21 protein-coding genes are annotated in these 18,550 nt (G+C 70.7%); 11 read left to right on the plus strand and 10 right to left on the minus strand.

Annotated elements, in window-relative coordinates:
* Positions 1-71, plus strand: a 71-nt coding sequence (locus tag DXK32_RS33725; protein WP_205215813.1) for a 4Fe-4S dicluster domain-containing protein, incomplete at its 5' end; no start/stop codon positions are given.
* A gap of 33 nt (positions 72-104) precedes the next feature.
* Here DXK32_RS33725 and DXK32_RS23210 read toward each other — a convergent pair.
* The gene (locus DXK32_RS23210) at positions 105-2,321 is read right to left on the minus strand and encodes a helicase-related protein (RefSeq protein WP_114860670.1); all 2,217 of its coding nucleotides are present in this window, start codon (positions 2,319-2,321) and stop codon (positions 105-107) included.
* Between the two features lie 113 nt (positions 2,322-2,434).
* On the opposite strand from DXK32_RS23210, the gene DXK32_RS33215 reads away from it, so the two are divergent.
* Positions 2,435-2,884 (plus strand): hypothetical protein, encoded by a 450-nt coding sequence (locus DXK32_RS33215; protein ID WP_247877301.1) that lies wholly within the window; start codon positions 2,435-2,437, stop codon positions 2,882-2,884.
* A gap of 13 nt (positions 2,885-2,897) precedes the next feature.
* Here DXK32_RS33215 and DXK32_RS33535 read toward each other — a convergent pair whose 3' ends face one another.
* Positions 2,898-3,026, minus strand: a complete 129-nt coding sequence (locus tag DXK32_RS33535; protein WP_014197696.1) for a hypothetical protein — start codon at positions 3,024-3,026, stop codon at positions 2,898-2,900.
* Positions 3,027-3,175: 149 nt separating this feature from the next.
* Here DXK32_RS33535 and DXK32_RS23220 point away from each other — a divergent pair, with 149 nt between their 5' ends.
* Positions 3,176-3,676, plus strand: a complete 501-nt coding sequence (locus tag DXK32_RS23220) for a hypothetical protein (RefSeq protein ID WP_114860671.1) — start codon at positions 3,176-3,178, stop codon at positions 3,674-3,676.
* A gap of 19 nt (positions 3,677-3,695) precedes the next feature.
* On the opposite strand, the gene DXK32_RS23225 is transcribed toward DXK32_RS23220, so the two are convergent.
* From DXK32_RS23225 to DXK32_RS23240, 4 genes are all read right to left on the minus strand, one after another.
* The gene (locus tag DXK32_RS23225; protein ID WP_114860672.1) at positions 3,696-4,457 is read right to left on the minus strand and encodes a Crp/Fnr family transcriptional regulator; all 762 of its coding nucleotides are present in this window, start codon (positions 4,455-4,457) and stop codon (positions 3,696-3,698) included.
* A gap of 238 nt (positions 4,458-4,695) precedes the next feature.
* Positions 4,696-5,007, minus strand: a complete 312-nt coding sequence (locus DXK32_RS23230) for a Gas vesicle protein V (protein WP_247877302.1) — start codon at positions 5,005-5,007, stop codon at positions 4,696-4,698.
* Between the two features lie 164 nt (positions 5,008-5,171).
* Positions 5,172-5,669 (minus strand): hypothetical protein, encoded by a 498-nt coding sequence (locus DXK32_RS23235; RefSeq protein ID WP_205215811.1) that lies wholly within the window; start codon positions 5,667-5,669, stop codon positions 5,172-5,174.
* 68 nt (positions 5,670-5,737) lie between these two features.
* Entirely contained in the window at positions 5,738-5,950 is a 213-nt protein-coding gene (locus DXK32_RS23240) for a hypothetical protein (protein WP_114860674.1), read from the minus strand.
* A gap of 196 nt (positions 5,951-6,146) precedes the next feature.
* On the opposite strand from DXK32_RS23240, the gene DXK32_RS23245 reads away from it, so the two are divergent.
* The 5 genes from DXK32_RS23245 (at position 6,147) to DXK32_RS23265 (ending at position 11,949) form a co-directional block, all read left to right on the plus strand.
* Positions 6,147-6,662, plus strand: coding sequence for an OsmC family protein (locus tag DXK32_RS23245; RefSeq protein WP_114860675.1), 516 nt, complete (start codon positions 6,147-6,149; stop codon positions 6,660-6,662).
* A 106-nt stretch (positions 6,663-6,768) separates the two neighbouring features.
* Positions 6,769-8,712: a M1 family metallopeptidase gene (locus DXK32_RS23250; RefSeq protein ID WP_114860676.1), complete on the plus strand. Its 1,944-nt coding sequence runs from the start codon at positions 6,769-6,771 to the stop codon at positions 8,710-8,712.
* A 106-nt stretch (positions 8,713-8,818) separates the two neighbouring features.
* Entirely contained in the window at positions 8,819-9,451 is a 633-nt protein-coding gene (locus DXK32_RS23255) for an SH3 domain-containing protein (protein ID WP_247877303.1), read from the plus strand.
* Positions 9,452-9,576: 125 nt separating this feature from the next.
* Positions 9,577-10,716, plus strand: a complete 1,140-nt coding sequence (hypD, locus tag DXK32_RS23260) for a hydrogenase formation protein HypD (RefSeq protein WP_114860678.1) — start codon at positions 9,577-9,579, stop codon at positions 10,714-10,716.
* Between the two features lie 144 nt (positions 10,717-10,860).
* Positions 10,861-11,949: a TRAP transporter substrate-binding protein gene (locus DXK32_RS23265; protein ID WP_114860679.1), complete on the plus strand. Its 1,089-nt coding sequence runs from the start codon at positions 10,861-10,863 to the stop codon at positions 11,947-11,949.
* A 45-nt stretch (positions 11,950-11,994) separates the two neighbouring features.
* Here DXK32_RS23265 and DXK32_RS23270 read toward each other — a convergent pair whose 3' ends face one another.
* Positions 11,995-12,207, minus strand: a complete 213-nt coding sequence (locus DXK32_RS23270; RefSeq protein ID WP_114860680.1) for a hypothetical protein — start codon at positions 12,205-12,207, stop codon at positions 11,995-11,997.
* A gap of 238 nt (positions 12,208-12,445) precedes the next feature.
* Positions 12,446-14,065, minus strand: coding sequence for an ABC-F family ATP-binding cassette domain-containing protein (locus DXK32_RS23275; RefSeq protein ID WP_114860681.1), 1,620 nt, complete (start codon positions 14,063-14,065; stop codon positions 12,446-12,448).
* A 140-nt stretch (positions 14,066-14,205) separates the two neighbouring features.
* On the opposite strand from DXK32_RS23275, the gene DXK32_RS23280 reads away from it, so the two are divergent.
* Positions 14,206-14,895 carry a helix-turn-helix domain-containing protein gene (locus DXK32_RS23280; RefSeq protein ID WP_247877304.1) on the plus strand — a complete coding sequence of 230 codons (690 nt, stop codon included), beginning with the start codon at positions 14,206-14,208 and terminating at the stop codon, positions 14,893-14,895.
* A gap of 79 nt (positions 14,896-14,974) precedes the next feature.
* Positions 14,975-15,427 (plus strand): DMT family transporter, encoded by a 453-nt coding sequence (locus DXK32_RS23285; RefSeq protein WP_114860683.1) that lies wholly within the window; start codon positions 14,975-14,977, stop codon positions 15,425-15,427.
* Between the two features lie 6 nt (positions 15,428-15,433).
* Here the strand turns inward: DXK32_RS23285 and DXK32_RS23290 are convergent, their stop codons facing one another.
* A complete protein-coding gene (locus tag DXK32_RS23290) occupies positions 15,434-16,216 on the minus strand; it encodes an NAD(P)H-dependent oxidoreductase (RefSeq protein WP_114860684.1) in 783 nt (260 codons plus the stop codon).
* A gap of 96 nt (positions 16,217-16,312) precedes the next feature.
* On the opposite strand from DXK32_RS23290, the gene DXK32_RS23295 reads away from it, so the two are divergent.
* Positions 16,313-17,242: a LysR family transcriptional regulator gene (locus DXK32_RS23295; protein WP_114860685.1), complete on the plus strand. Its 930-nt coding sequence runs from the start codon at positions 16,313-16,315 to the stop codon at positions 17,240-17,242.
* 22 nt (positions 17,243-17,264) lie between these two features.
* Here DXK32_RS23295 and DXK32_RS23300 read toward each other — a convergent pair whose 3' ends face one another.
* Positions 17,265-18,488 carry a benzoate/H(+) symporter BenE family transporter gene (locus tag DXK32_RS23300; protein WP_114860686.1) on the minus strand — a complete coding sequence of 408 codons (1,224 nt, stop codon included), beginning with the start codon at positions 18,486-18,488 and terminating at the stop codon, positions 17,265-17,267.
* Positions 18,489-18,550 lie beyond the last annotated feature (62 nt).

Genomic DNA, 18,550 nt, shown 5'->3' on the forward strand with positions numbered 1-18,550 from the left:
ACCCCACCCAGAACATCAACTGGGTCGTCCCCGAGGGCGGCGGCGGCCCGAACTACCCGGGCGGGATGTAAGGCCCGCCGCTCCGCCGCCGCTTTACCGCCCCCCTACCGTCGTGGCCCGAAGCGCTTGCGCGGGGCGCCGCGGAAACCGGCCTTGGGCGGCGGCTCGCGCCGCTGCCCGGCGGACCGCGCCCCGCGTGTGGCGAGCAGGTCGGCCAGACGCCGGCTGATCTCGCTGCGGCGGCTGCGCACCGCCTCCCGTTCCGGGAACAGGGACGGAAACTTGCGCGCCGCCCAGTAATAGAGGTCGCAGGCCCGCGACAGCCCCTCCAGCGCCGCCCCGTCCAGCCCGTCGAGCCGCGCCGGGACGAAGCGCCCGAGCGGCGACGGCTCCCCAGACTCCACCGCGCCGAGGATGGCGGCGAGGATGCGCGCCTCCGCCTCGTCTTCCAGGTCGGCGGGGATCAGCAGCAGGTCGAGCTTGGCGGGCAGGGTCAGCCGCCGCTCGTCCAGCATCACCGCCAGCCGCCGCATCCCCGACAGGTCGCCCACCCGGTAGGGCGACCCCGCCGTGCGGGCGTCGGCGAAGCAGTCCAGAAGCAGGACCGTCTCCTCCGTCCCGATGTGATCGGCCAGACGGGCCAGCATGGCGCGGGTCGGCCGCACGCTCAGCGGGGCGTCGGCGCGCAGCCGCCCGTCCGTCTTCTCCAGCAGGCTGCGCAGGGCCTGCGGCGTGCCCCGGCCGACCACGCCGAACTCCCCCGACTCGAACTTGCCGAAGCGTCCGGCACGGCCGGCGATCTGCTTGACCTCCGTCGCGCTCAGCGAGCGGACGCTGGTCCCGTCGAACTTCTCCAGCGCGGTGAACAGCACGCGGCGGCAGGGCAGGTTCAGCCCCATGCCAATGGCGTCGGTCGCCACCACCACGTCGGCCTCGCCGGACAGGAAGCGCGCCGCCTCCCGCCGCCGCACCTCCGGGGCCAGCGCGCCGTAGACCGCGGCGACCGACAGGCCCTTGGCGCGCAGCGTGTCGCGCACCGTGTGGATCTCCCGCCGGGAGAAGGCGATCAGCGCGTCGCCCGGCTCCACCTCCTCCCAGTTCAGGCGGCGGTCGATCAGGGTCAGCGGCACCTTGCGCTCCAGCTCGATCACCTCCAGCCGCTCGCCGAGATGGGCCGCCACCCGCTCGACCAGCGGGCGGGCCTCCGGGGCGCCCAGGATGTAGACGGTCTCCGCCGGGGCGCCCATCAGCGCCGCCGTCCAGGCCCAGCCGCGGTCGGGATCGGCGAGCATCTGGATTTCGTCGATCACCGCCACCTCCACCGGGCGGTCGGGGTCCATCACCTCGATGGTCGAGGCGGTGTGGCGGGCGCCCGGTGTCGTGATCGCCTCCTCGCCGGTCAGCAGGGAGGCGGGCGTGCCCTCGGCGTTCAGCCGCTCCATCACCTCCAGAGCCAGCAGGCGCAGCGGTGCCAGATAGATGCCGTCCCAGGCGCCCTTCAGCGCCTCGATGGCGTGGTGGGTCTTGCCGGAGTTGGTCGGGCCAACCACCAGGACCAGCCGCCGCCCCAGCCCGCGGGCCACCGGGAACAGCTTCTCGAAGCGGGCGAGGTCGAAATGCCGGTCGACATAGGCGCGGCCGCGCGCCTCCGCCCGCTCGCGCCGCCACACGGCGAACTCGCGGTCCCAGCGCTCCAGAAGCTCGTCCACTCCGTGGCGGTTGCGGGCGGCGCGGGACAGCCGGTCGGCCAGCGACGCGAAGGTCCAGGCATCGTCCGCACCCTCCGCCTCCCCGGCGTAGCGGTGCAGCCGGACGGCGGTGCGCGACAGCGCGTCCTCCAGCGCGGCGGCCAGCGCCGGGTCGCCCTCCAGCCGCAGGGCCAGATCGTCGTCCGTCAGGTCGGCCAGTTCCATGGCGTCGAGCACGCGCGACACCTGGAGCCGCACGGGGGCGGGCAGGCCGGGCCAGGGCAAATCCTCGCCGCGCACCGCCCGGACCCGCGTGCGGTCGTCCGCCGGGTGCAGGCTGGTGGACCAGCCCTCCAGCGCGCGGCGTCCCTGGGCGAGCAGGGCGTTGCGCCGCCGCGCGCGGTCGAGCGTGCCCTGGATTTCCAGAAGCACCGCCTCCCGGCGTTCCGCCGGGACCAGCAGGTCGCGCTTGCCCTTGGGCAGCGGCAGACCGAGCGGCACCAGACCCAGCCCCTCGCCATGGGCAACCCGCGCCACGCCAGCGGCGGCGGCGGTCACCACGTCGGGGTGGGCGCTGGCCAGCTCGTGGACCAGATGCGGGTCGGCCGACTCATCAAGAGAGGTCATGTCCATAGGGCGTGGTCTCTGGAGAACTTTTCACAAATTCGCACTGGCGGTCCGCGGCCATCCATGTCATGAGCCACGTCCCGCAGGGGCAGTCCCGGCCCCGAGGCAGGCATCAAGCCATGACCAGACCGCTCCGCGCAAAGATTCTCCGACCCGACCTCGATCCGGCCCACCGCAAGGGCTCCAGCGGGGAGAACCGCTGCCGCTGCTGCGGGCGGCCCGGCGGCGCCGTCGTGCGCTGCCTGCCGGACGGGCGCTGGTACGACGCGGCCGACCAGACCTGGCGCGACGGGCGCGGGCGGCGGGCGGCATGGCCCGACGTGGTGGAGTATGCCGAGACCCGCGACGTGCAGGTCGTCGTTCGCCCGGTCCGCCCCTCCGGCAACCCGGAGGCCCGCCCGAAGAACCTCTGCCGCCGCTGCCACATGCAGGAGGAGGCGCTGCGCAACGCCATCCGCTCCCGCATCCGGGCGCGGATGCGCCGCGCGCTGGGCGACCTGTTTCTCGGCGATTATTCGTCGCCGGGCATCCTGGAGCGCGCCATGGCTCTCTACCGCCGCAAGCCCTGACCTCAAGGATTCGCTAGACGGGCTCCTGCGGCTCGCCGGGCATCGGCGGGGCCTCCACCGGCTCGTCCGGCGGGGCGTCGGGTGGCAGCGGCATGGGGATCGGCACGTCGGGTTCCTGCCGGGGCGGCGGGTAAGGGCTCATGTCCGGTTTCCGGTGATGGACGCTGTCCTGAGGAAACACCGCCTCCGCGCATTCGCTCCCTTGGTTCCTCCACCCGCGCGGCGCATGACCAAAATCAAAGCGGCGGACCGGGGCATCGCGGACAATGCCCGCGAAAGGATCGCCCGCCCATGCCCAGAAGCTTCATCCTCGCCCCGCTTGCCAAGACCCAGGCCGATCAGGCGCTGCCCGTCGTCCAGACCCTGCACCGTGACATGACCCTGGACGAGTGGCGGCAGGTGGCCGCCCTGTTCCTGCAGGACGGCGACGACGGCGGGGTGATGGCCTGCGAGATGAGCGACGGCCACATCCGCGGCCTGTTCTGCTACCGCGTCAGCGCGGAGGGGATGATCCGCGTGCTGACCGTGCCGATCTTCATCGCGGTTGGGCTGTTCGACGCGGCGGTGACCTCGGCGGCGCAGGCCGACGGCATCGACCTGCTGGCGCGCAAGCTGGGCTGTTCGACGGTGGTGGTGGACGAGCGCGGCTGCGTCGTCGCGGCGACCGCGCCGAAGCTCGACGCGGCGGGCCTGTTCGGCCGGCTGGGCTACCGCCGGGTCGGGCAGGCCTTCGTGAAGGATGTGGCGGCGGGGTTCGGCGGCGAAGGCTATCCGGTGGCGGGTCGGGCCTGAAACGGAGGGAAGCGGGCGATCAGGCGGCGGCTTCGAGCGCCGCCGGGTCCTCGATGCGGATGCGGTCGTTGGTCAGGCGGGTGATCGCCCCGGCGACTTCCAGCTTGCGCAGCACGCGCGACAGCGTTTCGGGGCGCAGGCCGAGATAGGCGCCGATGTCCACCTTCGGCATGGGAAGGAAGACGCTGGGCGTGCCGTCGGCCAGCGGCCGCGACCGCCGCGACAGGGCGAGGAGGAAGCTGGACACCCGCTCCACCGCCGTCTTGCAGCCGAGCAGAAGAATCTGGTCCTGCGCCGCCGACAGCTCGACCGAGGTCATGGCGAGCAGCCGGCCCTGGACCGCCGGGTGCCGCTCCATCAGGCGGCGCAGCGCCGTCCGCGACATGCGGCAGACGGTGGAGGCGGTGACCGTCTCGGCGGTGTAGGCGTAACCGCTGCCCACGGCCAGCCCGATCACGTCGCCCGCGGTGGCGAAGCCGGTGATCTGCTGCCGTCCGTCCGGGAGGGTCTTGTAGAGCTTCAGCATGCCCGACATGACGGTGAAGACGGCGTCGGCCTCCTCCCCCTCCATCACAACCGGGGTCGCCGACAAGAGGTCCAGCGGCCGCGACGCCGTCGACAGATCGGGCAGGTCCCCGGCGGTCAGGGCGCCGCACAGACCCTTGCTCCGCGCCGAGCAGCCGGCGCAGCGACCGGTCACCGTCTCCGCCGCCTGCGTCGGCGGGGCGGGCATCGGCGGCGGGGCGACGGCGGCGTCAATGGTGGCGACGGAGAAGGTCATGGCATGCACCCCTGGGCTGTCTCGCTTCGGCGTCGTGGGACGGCGCGCTCGCTCCGGACGTCCGGTCCGGACCAAAGCATCAGACTAAGGTCTTGGAACCGAGCCAAAGGTATGAGGTATGACCAGGGCCCGCCCTGATCTGGATCAACCGGACCCGGATCGGTTCGGCGGTGGGGCAACCGGACAGGGCAACGGCCCGGAGGGTGATCCGGGCCGCGAGGCATGATTTCGTTGCGGTTCAGAAGGTCCGGCCGGGCCGTCCGCGCGGCGGGAAGCGGCTGGAGGTGGCGCGCATGGTGCCGTCCGCCATCGGCATGTCGCCGGATTCCGCGTCCTCCTCGTCGCCGCGGGGGCGGCGGGAGTCGCCGTCCGTCACGCGTGCCGCCTCGGCGCGGGTAACCGAGGCTTCCAGTTCGCGGATGCGCGCCTGCAGGCTGCCGACGACCGCGGCCCCCGCCTGACGGGACTTGAACTGTTCGAGATCCTGCTTCAGGCGGAGCAGCTGACTCTTCTGTTCCTGGAGGCTCGGACCGTCCCGGCGCTTCGTCACGCGATAGACTTTTTCGTCAAATCGGTTCACTGCGTTTCTCCTGTCTGCTCTTAAGCAGATTGGGTCGACGCGCCGCTGCACCATCTCTCGAATGGGATAGGCCCTTCATTTCCACCGTTGGTGGCGGCGGAGGGAATGTCCTTTGCCGTGATTCTTTGGGACGATCAGGGCATCCGCTCGTTGACGCTCCGTTCCGCGGCGACCGCGGCGGCCAGCGCGTCGCGGTAACGGCGCAGCCGCGCATAGGTCGGCCATGCCATGCCGACCAGTGGGTCGCACCAGTGGACCAGAACCATCAGCCCCATTCCGGCGAAGCCGCCGATCAGCGTGCCGGTGAGCAGGCCGGGCAGGGCGCCCAGAATCCAGGGGTCGGACAGCCGACCGGCATCGTAAGCCTGCACCGCCGCCATCCCCACCGTCGCCGCCAGGGCCAGCGCGACCCCGACGCGCCCCGGCGCGTACCAGATCCGCAGATCCTCCCGGGTCAGCCCGTAATCCTCGGGGATCGGGCGCGCCGCGGCTTCCACGACCCCGTCCGGTGCGCCGTCCGGGCGCGGGTCGCCATCGCGCGGCGTGCCGGACACCGCGACGGGAGTCGCACCCCCGTCGATCACCCGCCAACGCCGCCGCGGATCGCCGCCATCGTCTTCCAGCCGTTCCATCGCGCGATATTGCGCGGGCGGACGGGTTTCGGCAACGACGCTCTTGCCCGCCGCCGCCGGCCGGAGGCTCAGCCCGGACGCCCCGCCGCCGTGCCGGCTCCGGCAGACGGCGGCGGGAAGCCGCCATCGGCGGGCATCGCCTCGCAGTCCGCCTCCAGGGCGTATTTCACGATGGTGCCGTCGATCAGCCTCAGATCGTAGGATGGATGCCCACCCAGGGTCCGCGCGATCACCATGGCGTCCCGTCCATGATGCCGGACCTTCGTGCTCAGCCGCAGCATGGTTCCAACCCCCGCATCCCGTGTTTCGTTAACGAAACCTTACGCCAGGGCGCCACCGCCGGACGAGCAACAAAAAGAGGCATGCGGATGGGGCGACGGGCCTTGCTTTGGGCATTGCCGGGATGGTGTTTGCGGTCCATCATCCGCGGGTCGCACAAATCAAGAAGCCGAACCCCACAGAGGAAACGCACGGGTCATGGATGCACAGGATCTGCGCGCGCGCCAGGCGCCGCTGAAGGACAAGTACAAGGACGCGCCGGAGTCGGCGGTGGTCACGCTGAAGGCCCGTGGCGCGCTGGACGATTCCGGCATCGCCTGCAAGGTGGATACGGGCCGCGCGCTGGTCGAGGCCGGCCTGCACCCGGCGACCGGCGGGCCGGGCACCCAGGCCTGCTCCGGCGACATGCTGCTGGAGGCGCTGGTGGCCTGCGCGGGCGTGACGCTGAAGGCGGTCGCCACGGCGCTGGAGTTCAAGCTGCGCGGTGGGACGGTGTCGGCCGAAGGCGACCTGGATTTCCGCGGCACGCTGGGCGTGGCGAAGGACGCGCCGGTCGGCTTCCGCGCCATCCGCCTGCGCTTCGAGCTGGACACCGACGAGCCGGCGGAGCGCATCGCCACCCTGACCAAGCTGACCGAGCGCTATTGCGTCGTCTATCAGACGCTGGCCAACCCGCTGCCGATGGCGCTGACCGTCGAGACGGGGCAGGGGTGACATGGTCGCGCGGGAGCCGGCGCAGCGTCGGTTGGGCCGGGGGCCGCATCGCCACCGCCACCGTCACCGCTGGCGTGGCGCCGTCCACGCCTTATAGTGCCGGGTTATGCGCACCCTTCTCCTCGCCCTTTGCGGCATCCTCGCCGCCGCGCCCGGCTGGGCCGCCGGCCTGCATCATGACCTGACCGTCACGCTGGACCCCGCCGCGCGGCGGCTGGAGGTGGAGGACCGGCTGCGCCTGCCCGCCGGGACGCACCGGCTGATGCTGGCGCCGGGGCTGGCGATCGGCGAGGCCCGGCTCGATGGCCAACCGGTCGCGGTGCGCGGCAATGCCCTGCCGGTCACCGTGCCGGAGGGCGGCGGCGAGCTTCGCCTGCGCTACGCCGGGAATCTGCCTCCCCTGACACCGGAGTCGCGGGGCGGGGGTGGCGGGGCGGAGGGCGCCTATCTCCCCGCCGGCACCGGCTGGATTCCGACGCCCGAGAGCGCGGAGTCCCCGCCCTCCTGGCGCCTGTCGGTCCGCGTGCCGGCGCCCTTCATCGCGGTGGCGACCGGCCGTCTGGTCGAGGAGGCGCGCGACGGCGCCGGCTACGCCGCGACCTTCGCGGAGGATCGCAGCGTCGAGGAGCCCTCGCTCTTCGCCGGGGCGTGGCAGGTGACGGAACGGATGCACAATGGTCTTCGTCTCCGCACCTACTTCCATCCGGAGCAGGCCCCGCTGGCCGAGGAGTATCTGGACCTCGGCGCCCGGACCATCGACGCGCAGGCGGCGCGAATCGGCGCCTATCCCTTCGCCGGTTTCGCCATCCTGTCGGCGCCGCTGCCGGTCGGTCTGGGCTTTCCGGGGCTGACCTACATCGGGCGTCAGGTGATGCCGCTGCCCTTCATCCGCGCCCAGTCGCTGCCCCACGAGATCCTGCACAACTGGTGGGGCAACGGGGTGCGCGTCGGTGACGGCGGCGTCTGGCCCGGCAACTGGTCGGAGGGGCTGACCACCGTCATGGCCGACTACGCGGCGGCGGAGGCGCGCGGGGAGGACGCGGCGCGGGCCATGCGGCTGGACTGGCTGCGCGACTACGCCGCCCTGCCGGCGGAACGCGATTCCGCCCTGACCGACTTCCGCGCCAAGGTCCACGACGCCGCCCAGATCGTCGGCTACGGCAAGGCGGCGATGCTGTTCCACATGCTGCGCGCCGAAATCGGGGGGGACGCCTTCGACGCGGGCATCCGCCGCTTCTGGGAGGACAAGCGCTTTCAGGACGCCGGGTGGGACGATCTGCGCCGTGCCTTCGCGGCGTCGTCGGGGCGTGACCTCGGCCCCTTCTTCGAGCAATGGCTGACCCGCGTGGGGGCGCCGACGCTGGAACTTGCGGAAGCCAAGGCGGAGGGCGACGGGGTGGCGCTGACCCTGCGCCAGGGCGAGCCGGCCTATGGCCTGACCGTGCCGGTGGAGGTGCGGACCGCGGCGGGGACGGAGCGCCACAGCCTCCGCCTCGACGGTCGCGAAACGACGGCGACGATTCGGACCGCCGCTGCGCCGCGGGCGCTCGCGGTCGATCCCGGCTTCGCCCTGTTCCGCCGTCTGGCGCCGGGGGAGGCGCCGCCAACCCTGCGCGACGTGACGCTGGACCACGCGGCCACCACCGTCATCGCCGCCGCCGGTCCCGCCGCCGAGGCCGCCCGCGCGCTGGCCGAGCGTCTGGCCGATGGCAAGCCGCGCATCGCCACGGCCGACCGCGCCGATCCCGCCGCCCCGCTCGCCGTGATCGGAACGGCGGGGGAGGTCGACCGGCTGCTGGCCCGGCTCGGCCTGCCGCCGGTTCCGGACGACCTCAAGGGGCGCGGCACGGCGCGGGTGTGGACCGCGCGAACCCCACAGGGCCGCCCGCTGCTGGCGGTGGCGGCGGAGGACGCGGCGGCGTTGCAGGCGCTGCTCCGCCCGCTGCCGCACTACGGCCGGCAGAGCTGGCTGGTCTTCGAGGGCGCCCGCGCCGTCGACCGCGGCGTCTGGCCCGCCGGCGACAGCCCCCTGCGTGTGTCTTTCGAGTAGTTCCGCCCGCCCGTCCTCTGTCCATGGAGCATACCCCGCCTTTGCCTGTTGTAGGGGGAAACGGCGCGCGACGCGCGCGTTCTGCGGGAGAATGCACATGTCTCGGATGACGACGAGTTTGCTTGGAACCCTGGCCGGCCTCGGCGTGGCGGCGGCGTTGGCCCTGCCTGCGGCGGCGGCCCCCGGCGACATCCACACGGTGACCGGCGAGAAGGTCAACCTGCGCGCCGCCCCGTCCGACAACGCCTCGGTCCGCTCCACGGTCACCCGTGGCGACGAGGTGATCGAGCTGAAGCAGGAAGGCAACTGGATCGGCGTGCGCTCCATGCGCACCGGCGAGGAGGGCTGGGTCTTCGGCGACCTCGTCAAGCGGCAGACCCCCAGCACGCTCGGCGGCGCGTCGTCGGCGGCGTCGGACGCCGGCTTCGGGCGGATCTCCTCGGGCTTCGACGGGCTGCTCGCCGGCATCAACAACCAGCTCGGCTACCGCTTCGCGGAGAAGGTGGAGCAGTCGGGCAACGGCGCGCTGCGCGTCACCCCGACCCAGGAATGGCTCTACAACACCAGCCGCGAGGCCAAGATCTACGCGGCGCTGGCGCTCTACGAGATGTGGAAGAACCACAACAACGGGCGTCCGGTGAGTGTGGCGCTGGGCTCCCCCGGCTCCTCGGCCATCGCCATCGAGGATTCGGGGCGGGGGCCGGAGCTGTCGCTGCCCATGATGGGCGCCTCCAAGTAAGAGTGTTTCGCGGTGGGGGCGTTGTGACGACGTCCCCCCGCGCGCCCCATTCTTGATCCGTATCAACGCCAGCCCTTCCCACCGCTGTCCAAATGCCGACACGGCAGGGCGAAGGGGCGGGTGCGATGAAGTATGTCGATGAATTCCGGGACGCGGCGCTGGCCCGCGGCATCGCTGCCGCCATCGCGCGGGAGGCGGCGACCGGGCGGACCTATCACCTGATGGAATTCTGCGGCGGCCACACCCACGCGGTGTCCCGCTATGGCATCCCCGACCTGCTGCCGGACAGCGTGCGGATGATCCACGGGCCGGGCTGCCCGGTCTGCGTCCTGCCGGTGGGGCGGATCGACGACGCCATCGCCATCGCGCGCCAGCCCGGCGTGATCCTGTGCACCTACGGCGACGTGCTGCGCGTGCCGGGATCGGGACGGGTCAGCCTTCTGAAGGCCAAGGCCGAGGGGGCGGATGTGCGGATGGTGCTGTCCACCATGGACGCCCTGCGCATCGCCGAGGAGAACCCGGACCGCGAGGTCGTCTTCCTCGCCATCGGCTTCGAGACGACCACGCCGCCGACCGCGGTGGCCGTCCACGCCGCCCACGCCAAGGGCTTGAGGAATTTCAGCGTCTTCTGCAACCATGTCCTGACCCCGGCGGCCATCCGGGGCATCCTGGACAGCCCGGAGGTGCGGGAGACGGGCACGTTGGCGCTCGACGGCGTCGTCGGGCCGGCGCACGTCTCCGTGGTCATCGGCAGCCGACCTTATGACTTCGTGGCGGACGCCTACGGCACGCCGGTGGTGATCGCCGGGTTCGAGCCGCTGGACGTGCTCCAGGCCATCCTGATGCTGATCCGGCAGGTGAACGACGGGCGGGTGGTGGTGGAAAACCAGTTCACCCGCGCGGTGACCCCGGAGGGCAACCAAAAGGCCCAGCGGCTCGTCGCCGACACCTTCGACGTGCGGCCCGGCTTCGAATGGCGGGGCCTCGGCTCGCTTCCCGACAGTGGCCTGCGGTTGAAGGAGGAATTCGCCACCTTCGACGCGGAGCGGCGATTCGCCGTGCCGGGCCGCGCGGTGCCCGACCACAAGGGCTGCGAGTGCGGCGACATCCTGCGCGGGGTGAAGAAGCCCAGCGATTGCAAGCTGTTCGGCACGGTCTGCACGCCGGAGAACCCGATGGGCTCCTGCATGGTGTCGGCGGAGGGGGGGTGTGCCGCCCATTACACGTATGGACGTTTCCGCGACCACCGGTTGGCGGTGCCGTAATCAACGGTTTCAACCGCAAACCATTTGTCACGACATATTTCGTCGGGGAAGCTATTCGCCCGTTGCACGGCTAACCTTTTGCGGGGGCTCGAAAGACGCTGATAGGTTCGTTCCTGAACAAAAGAACAGGAGGGGACTTCCCGTATGAAACGCCGTTCATTCCTTGCCAGCGCCGGTGTCGGCGTCGCGGCCAGCACCCTTGCCGCTCCGGCCATCGCGCAGAGCACGCCGGAAGTGCATTGGCGCCTCGCCTCCAGCTTTCCGAAGAGCCTGGACACCATCTACGGCGCCGCCGACGTGATTTCGCGCCGCGTCGCCGCCATCACCGACAACAAGTTTACGATCCGGCCCTTCGCCTCGGGTGAGATCGTCCCCGGCCTCCAGGTGCTCGACGCCGTGCAGAACGGCACGGTCGAGTGCGGCCACACCGCCAGCTACTACTATGTCGGCAAGGACCCGACCTTCACCTTCGACGCGACGGTGCCGTTCGGCCTGAACGCCCGCCAGCAGAACGCCTGGATTCTCCAGGGCGGCGGCATGGAACTGCTGCGCGAGTTCTTCAAGGGCTACAACGTCGTCAACTTCCCGGCGGGCAACACCGGCACCCAGATGGGCGGCTGGTTCCGCAAGGAAATCAAGACGGTCCAGGACCTCAGCGGTCTGAAGTTCCGCATCGGCGGCTTCGCCGGTCAGGTGCTGACCAAGCTGGGCGTCGTGCCGCAGCAGATCGCCGGCGGCGACATCTACCCGTCGCTGGAGAAGGGCACCATCGACGCCGCCGAGTGGATCGGCCCCTACGACGACGAGAAGCTCGGCTTCAACAAGGTCGCCAAGTACTACTACTACCCTGGCTGGTGGGAAGGCGGCCTGAACGTGTCGCTTCTGGTCAACCAGCAGAAGTGGGAAGAGCTGCCGAAGCCCTATCAGGCGGCCCTGGAAGCGGCCTGCTTCGAGGCGCTGGCGATCATGAACGCCAAGTACGACGCCGACAACCCCGCCGCCCTGAAGCGTCTGGTGGCCGGCGGCGCCCAGCTCCGTCCCTTCCCGCGCGAGGTGATGGAGGCCTGCTACAAGGCGGCTTACGAGCTGTACGACGAGACGGCCAAGAACAACCCGAAGTTCGCCAAGATCTACGAGCCGTGGAAGAAGTTCCGCGACGAGGAGTATCTGTGGTTCCGCGTCGCCGAGAACAGCTTCGACAACTTCACCTTCACCGCCGGACAGCGTCGGTAAAGGAGGATCGGTGCGGCGCTCCACGGCGCCGCACCGTTTCGGCCGCTATTGGGTGGCCAGTTTCTGGGACAGGCGTTGCAGATCCTGCGACGCGCGGTCGGCGATGCGCTGGGCGGCGACCAGCGTGTCCGTCAGCGAGCCGACGTCCGGCGCGATCTCGCCCGCCGCGTCGGACATCTCGTCCAGGGCCTTCACCGCGGTGTCGATCAGGCGGATGACCAGCCCCGCGGGGCCGTCGGCGTTGTCGTACCCAGCCATTCCAAAATCTCCATGGTTGCGCAACCCAGCCCGAACGACACGGGCACGAGTTTCCATGGAGGGGACGGCGCGCGCAAGCCGCTTGTTGCCATCGGATTCCCTTCTCCCCCCCGGGGAGAAGGTCAGGATGAGGGGGCGCCGAAGGCGCGCCAGCAAGCACATCAAGAGCTTTTTCCCGCCCTCCCGGGCGCAAACGCCCCCTCACCCAACCCTCTCCCCGGGGGGGAGAGGGCTATTATCAGTGGATGCCCGGCGCTTCCTGCCCGGTGCTCGCCACATATTCGGTGTAGCCGCCGCCGTACTGGTGGATGCCCTCCGGAGTCAGCTCCAGCACCCGGTTCGACAGGGCCGCCAGGAAATGCCGGTCGTGCGAGACGAACAGCATGGTGCCCTCGTAGGCGCCCAGCGCCGAAATCAGCATCTGCTTGGTGTCGAGGTCGAGGTGGTTGGTCGGCTCGTCCAGCACCAGGAAGTTGGGCGGGTTGAACAGCATGATCGCCATGACCAGCCGGGCCTTTTCGCCGCCGGACAGGACGCGGCACTTCTTCTCCACATCGTCGCCGGAGAAGCCGAAGCAGCCGGCGAGTGCACGCAATGCTCCCTGGCTCGCCTGCGGGAAGGAGGTCTCCAGCGATTCGAAGATGGTCTGGTCGCCGTCGAGCAGGTCCATGGCGTGCTGGGAGAAATAACCCATGCGCACGCTGCCGCCGACCGTGACGGTGCCGTTGTCCGGCTCGGTGGCGCCGGCCACCAGCTTGAGCAGCGTCGACTTGCCGGCGCCGTTGACGCCCATGACGCACCAGCGCTCCTTGCGGCGGATCGTCAGGTCCAGACCCTCGTAGATGGTCCGGCTGCCATAGCCCTTGTGCACGTTCTTCAGCACCGCGACGTCGTCGCCGGAGCGCGGGGCCGGCGGGAAGTCGAAGGTCACGATCTGGCGGCGCTTCGGCGGCTCGAACCGCTCGATCTTGTCGAGCTTCTTCACCCGGCTCTGAACCTGGCTGGCGTGGGAGGCGCGGGCCTTGAAGCGCTCGATGAACTTCAGCTCCTTGGCCAGCATGGCCTGCTGGCGCTCGAACTGCGCCTCCTGCTGCTTCTCGCGCAGCGCCCGCTGGCGCTCGTAGAAGCCGTAGTCGCCGGAGTAGCTGGTCAGCGACCCGCTGTCGATCTCGATGATCTTGTTGACGATGCGGTTCATGAACTCGCGGTCGTGCGAGGTCATCAGCAGAGCGCCCTCGAAGCCCTTGAGGAAGCCTTCCAGCCAGATCAGGCTTTCGATGTCCAGATGGTTGCTCGGTTCGTCGAGCAGCATGACCTCGGGCCGCATCAGCAGGATGCGGGCCAGCGCCACGCGCATCTTCCAGCCGCCGGACAGCATGCCGACGTCCATGTCCATCATCTCCTGGCTGAAGCTGAGGCCGGCCAGCACCTCGCGCGCCTTGCCTTCCAGCTCGTAGCCGCCCAGCTCGTCGAAGCGGGCCTGGACCTCGCCGTAGCGCTCGATGATGGCGTCCATCTCGTCGGCGCGGTCGGGGTCGGCCATGGCGGCTTCCAACTCGGCCAGCTCCGCAGCGACCGTGCTGACCGGGCCGGCGCCGTCCATCACCTCGGCGACGGCGGAGCGGCCGGACATCTCGCCGACGTCCTGGTTGAAGTAGCCGATGGTCGCCTGCTTCTCGATCGCCACCTGACCGGTGTCCGGCAAATCCTCGCCGGTGATCATGCGGAACAGCGTCGTCTTGCCCGCTCCGTTGGGACCGACCAGCCCGATCTTTTCGCCCCGGTTCAACGCCGCCGATGCTTCGAGGAAGAGGATTCGGTGACCATTCTGCTTGCTGATGTTGTCGAAGCGGATCATGTGCGGCTGCGTTCCTGCGGCGTTGTTCCCATGGCGTGGCGGGGGCTCTTATGCCACAGGATGCGCGGTGCGATGGAGTCCAGATCGGCGCCATGCGAAAATCGCAATCCGAAAACGATTCGATGGGAAGGATTGCCGTCATGGGGCGTCCGCAGGTTTGGGACTATTGGCGGCCCACCGGCAGCGGGATCGTCGAGCTGGGGACGGTGCGCGGGCTCGACGTGGCCTTGCCGGTGCATTTCCATCGCGAGGATCAGCTGACCTTCGTTCTCGCCGGGCGGCGGCGCTTCGTCATCGCGGGCGACCTGCGCGAGGCCGGTCCCGGCGAGGGGGTGCACATCCCGGCGGGAACGCCGCACCGCTCGCTGTGCGGGGCGGACGAGGTCGTCTGCGTCAACCTCTACACGCCGCCCGGCCTGTACGCCGCGCCGGAGGCAATCGCCAGGCTGGCCCGGCACTGGCGGCGGACGGGCGGGCTGGGTTGGCCCGACCTGACGCGGATCGCCGAGGAGCATCGCCATTCCTTCGGGACCGGGCTGGGGCCAGCATCCGCGTTCACGGGGGGCGAGGCGTGGGACAGCGTCGGCGACGCGGCCCGCCGCGCCGGGATGAGCCGCGAGGGGTATTCCCGGCGCTTCCGCAAGCGTCACGGCGTGCCGCCGCACGCCTTCGCGCTTCAGGAGCGGCTGAACGAGGCGCGGCTCCTGCTCCGCGCCGGGGAGCCCATCGCCGCGGTGGCGGCGGACACCGGCTTCACCGACCAGAGCCATCTCGGCCGTTGCTTCCGCCGTGCCTTCGGCGTGACTCCGGGCCGTTACCGCGCCGGGTAGGTCACATCCGTACCAGACCGCCGCCGCGCCGCCTGCTACCCATCCGGCATTCACCCACAGCCAATCTTGGGAGCATGGCATGTCCATCGCAGTGTCCGCCGTCTCGTACCTCCTGGTCGTCGGCGCCGGGGTCAGCGTCGCGTTGCAACAGGTCCTCAACGCCAACCTCAGGGCCGATCTCGGCTCGCCCTGGTGGGCGGGCTTCGTCAGCTACGTCGTCGGCATGCTGGCGATGCTGGCGGTGGCGCTCCTCGCCCCCGGACCCCGCCTCGCCGAAGCGGTGAGCGGGGCGGGGTCGTGGGTCACCTGGACCGGCGGTCTGTTCGGCGCGCTGTTCATCGGGACGGCCATCCTGATGGTGCCCCGCCTGGGGGCGGCGACGGTGCTGGCGCTGATCGTGGTCGGCCAGATGCTCGGCTCGCTCGCCTTCGACCATGTCGGCCTGCTTGGGCTGCCGCAGCAGCCGATCAGCCCGACCCGGCTGGCCGGCGCCGCCTCCTTGATCCTCGGCGTCGTCCTGATCCGGCTGTAAGTGCTCTCAGGCGGTGCGGTGCAGGGCGAAGCCCGACGCGCCGGGGGCTTCCAACTCCGGGCGGAGTTCGAGGCTGGGGATCGCGTAGTCGCCGCCGTTCTGGCGGCGGAAGGGGATCGGCGCCGTCGTCCCCAGCGTCCGCATCCGCTCCCGCAACTGCTCCGCCGCCCGCGCGAAGCCGGTCTCGTCGAAGCGGTCCACCCGGTAGGCGACGAAGGGCGGCAGCACGTCGTAGCCGGGGTAATGCAGGATGCCATGGTTGATCGGGAACAGCAGGTCGTCGATCGGGCCGTTGATGCCGCGCGGCGCGTAATGCTCGGCCCAGCCGCCCGTCGTCACCACCAGCATGGCGCGCTTGCCGGCGAAGCGGCCCTCGCCGTAGCGGTCGCCCCAGCGGCGGTCGCTGTGCTCGCCGACGCCATAGGCGAGGCCGTAGGCGTAGACGCGGTCGACCCAGCCCTTGAGGATCGCCGGCATGGTGAACCACCAGAGCGGGAATTGCAGGATCAGCGCGTCGGCCCACAGCAGCTTCTCCTGCTCAGCCTTCACGTCGTCGGTCAGCGCATCGGCGGCGAAGGCGGCGCCGGAGGCGGCGGCCACCTTCAGCCGCTCCCCCTCGCCGAGGCTGGGGAAGTCGGCGTGGTCCACCGTGGTCTTCCAGGTCATGGCGTAGAGGTCGGAAACCCGCACCGTGTGGCCCTGCGCCTCCAGTTCCGCGACGGCGGCATCGCGCAGGGCGGCGTTGAGGGAGCGGGGGTCGGGGTGGGCGAAGACGATCAGCACGTTCATCACAGGCACCTGTTCGCTTGAAACGCTTGCGCCTCACGCTATGCGGGTGGAGGTTGATCCGGTAGACGGGATGAACGGATAGAACTCTGCCGGAAAATGGATCAATCGAGCATCACGCTGGACCGCATGCGGACCTTCGTCCGCGTCGCCGAACGGGGAAGCCTGTCGGCGGTGGCGCGCGAGATGGCCATCGGGCAATCCAGCGTCACCCGGCACATCCGCGAACTGGAGGAGGCGCTGGGCGTCGCCCTGTTCAGCCGCACCACGCGGCGCGTCGTCCTGACCGCGGAGGGCGAGCGCTACCACGCCAACGCCGTCCAGATCCTGCGCCTCGTCGAACAGGCGGGCGACGAGGCACGCGACACCGGCCGCGCCTCGGCCGGGACGGTGCGCGTGTCCTGCACGGCGGCGCTCGGCGTCCGGCACATCAGCCGGCTGATCTTCGCCTTCCAGGACCGGCATCCGGATATCGCCGTCGATCTCGGACTGACCGACGAGCGCATCGACCTCGTGCGCGACGGCGTGGACATCGCCATCCGCCTCGGCCCGCTCACCGACAGCTCCCTGAAACGGCGGTCGCTCGGGCAGAGCCGGCGCGTGCTCGTCGGGGCGCCGGCCTGTTTGGAGCGGCACGGCCGGCCAACGACGCCGGACGACCTCGCGGGGTTCGAGGGCGTGCGCATGTCGAACATCGCGGGGAGCGACCGGCTGACGCTCGAAGGGCCGGACGGGGCCCTTCACGCCGTGTCCCTGGGGGGACGGCTGCGGGTCGATCACGGGCTGGCCGCGCGCGAGGCCTACCTCGCCGGCCGGGGCATCGGCCCGGCCCATGTCTGGCTGGTCGACGACCTGCTCTCCGACGGCCGCCTGGAGATTCTCCTGCCGGACCACGCGCCGCCCGCCGTGCCGCTCAACCTGCTGATCGTGCCGGAGCGGGCCGGCATCGCGCGGGTCCGGCTGCTGGTGGAATTCCTGGCGGAGGCGGTCGCGACCATCCCCGGGATCGAGCGGTCCTCCCGGGGATAGCCGATCACAAGGCCTTGGTCGGTTACGGGGTCGCCCCCTCGGTCACCGCCAGGCTGCGGCGGGGCAGGCGCAGGCGCCCGTTGAGGACGAAATGGGCGACGAGGCCGATCATCAGACCCCAGAACGCCCCGCCGATGCCGAGCAGCTTGATGTTCGCGGCGGACGCCAGGAAGGTGATCAGCGCCGCCTCGCGGGACGCCGGGTCGGCCATCGCCCCGGCCAAGCTGCCGCCGATGGTGCCGAGCAGCGCCAGACCGGCGAGCGCGGTGATGAAGGTCGCGGGAAAGGCCATGAAGACGGCAGCCAGCGTCACCCCGAACACCCCGACGAGCACGTAGAAGACGCCCGCGGCGATCCCGGCGATCCAGCGCTTGGACGGGTCCTCGTGCGCCTCCTTGCCGGTCGCGATGGCGGCGGTGATGGCGGCGATGTTGAAGGCGTGGGAGCCGAACGGGGCCATGAGCAGCGAGCCGAGGCCGGTCACGGTCACGATGGGGTTGGCGCTCGTCTTGAAGCCGTCGTTGCGCAGGACCAGCATCCCCGGCATGTACTGGCCGGACAACGTGATCAGGAACAGCGGCAGAGCGACCGACAGCAGCGCGTTCAGCGAGAATTCCGGCGCGGTGAAGACCGGGGCGGCGAACTCCAGCGACAGCCCCGACAGATCGACGCGGCCCTGCGTCAGCAGGAAAGCGAGCCCGAGGACGAGGATGCCGACCACGGCGTAGCGGGCGGAGAAGCGCTTCAGCGCGACGTAGGCGACGATCAGCAGCCCGACCAGCAGCGGATCGACGCTGGCCCCGCCGAAGGCCCCGATGCCGAAGGGGAGCAGGATGCCGGCGAGCAGGCCGGAGGCGATGCCGGGCGGGATCAACCGGATGACCTTCTCGAAGCAGCCCGACAGGCCGAGCGCGACGAAGGCCGCCGCCGAGATCATGTAGGCGCCGACCGCCTCGGCGTAGGGCGTCGTCGCCAGCGCGGTGACGAGGAACGCGGCGGCCGGGGTGGACCAGGCGGTGATGATCGGCTCGCGATGGCGCCAGCTCAGGAACAGCCCGGTCAACCCGACGCCGATGGAGACCGACCAGACCCAGGAGGCGGTGAGGTCGGGGCTGAGGCCCGCGACCTTCGCCGCCTGGAAGACCAGGATGAAGGTGCCGCCGTAATTGACGATGACGGAGATCAGGCCCGCCACGACGGGGTGGGTGAGGTCGTTGAGGCGGATGGGGGACGAATTGGGTGGCATGGTTGCGTGGGACCTCCGGACGGTTCGAGCCGCAAGGGCGATGAGCGGCCTTGACAACTACC

This window comes from Azospirillum brasilense (assembly GCF_003349955.1).
Classification (GTDB): Bacteria; Pseudomonadota; Alphaproteobacteria; order Azospirillales; family Azospirillaceae; genus Azospirillum; species Azospirillum brasilense_B.

Coding starts and splice junctions, on each gene's coding strand:
- DXK32_RS23210 (WP_114860670.1), bottom strand. CDS start 2,321: ATGGACATGACCTCTCTTGATGAGTCGGCCGACCCGCATCTGGTCCAC.
- DXK32_RS33215 (WP_247877301.1), top strand. CDS start 2,435: ATGACCAGACCGCTCCGCGCAAAGATTCTCCGACCCGACCTCGATCCG.
- DXK32_RS33535 (WP_014197696.1), bottom strand. CDS start 3,026: ATGAGCCCTTACCCGCCGCCCCGGCAGGAACCCGACGTGCCGATCCCC.
- DXK32_RS23220 (WP_114860671.1), top strand. CDS start 3,176: ATGCCCAGAAGCTTCATCCTCGCCCCGCTTGCCAAGACCCAGGCCGAT.
- DXK32_RS23225 (WP_114860672.1), bottom strand. CDS start 4,457: ATGACCTTCTCCGTCGCCACCATTGACGCCGCCGTCGCCCCGCCGCCG.
- DXK32_RS23235 (WP_205215811.1), bottom strand. CDS start 5,669: ATGGAACGGCTGGAAGACGATGGCGGCGATCCGCGGCGGCGTTGGCGG.
- DXK32_RS23240 (WP_114860674.1), bottom strand. CDS start 5,950: ATGCTGCGGCTGAGCACGAAGGTCCGGCATCATGGACGGGACGCCATG.
- DXK32_RS23245 (WP_114860675.1), top strand. CDS start 6,147: ATGGATGCACAGGATCTGCGCGCGCGCCAGGCGCCGCTGAAGGACAAG.
- DXK32_RS23250 (WP_114860676.1), top strand. CDS start 6,769: ATGCGCACCCTTCTCCTCGCCCTTTGCGGCATCCTCGCCGCCGCGCCC.
- DXK32_RS23255 (WP_247877303.1), top strand. CDS start 8,819: ATGACGACGAGTTTGCTTGGAACCCTGGCCGGCCTCGGCGTGGCGGCG.
- hypD (WP_114860678.1), top strand. CDS start 9,577: ATGAAGTATGTCGATGAATTCCGGGACGCGGCGCTGGCCCGCGGCATC.
- DXK32_RS23265 (WP_114860679.1), top strand. CDS start 10,861: ATGAAACGCCGTTCATTCCTTGCCAGCGCCGGTGTCGGCGTCGCGGCC.
- DXK32_RS23270 (WP_114860680.1), bottom strand. CDS start 12,207: ATGGCTGGGTACGACAACGCCGACGGCCCCGCGGGGCTGGTCATCCGC.
- DXK32_RS23275 (WP_114860681.1), bottom strand. CDS start 14,065: ATGATCCGCTTCGACAACATCAGCAAGCAGAATGGTCACCGAATCCTC.
- DXK32_RS23280 (WP_247877304.1), top strand. CDS start 14,206: ATGGGGCGTCCGCAGGTTTGGGACTATTGGCGGCCCACCGGCAGCGGG.
- DXK32_RS23285 (WP_114860683.1), top strand. CDS start 14,975: ATGTCCATCGCAGTGTCCGCCGTCTCGTACCTCCTGGTCGTCGGCGCC.
- DXK32_RS23290 (WP_114860684.1), bottom strand. CDS start 16,216: ATGAACGTGCTGATCGTCTTCGCCCACCCCGACCCCCGCTCCCTCAAC.
- DXK32_RS23295 (WP_114860685.1), top strand. CDS start 16,313: ATGGATCAATCGAGCATCACGCTGGACCGCATGCGGACCTTCGTCCGC.
- DXK32_RS23300 (WP_114860686.1), bottom strand. CDS start 18,488: ATGCCACCCAATTCGTCCCCCATCCGCCTCAACGACCTCACCCACCCC.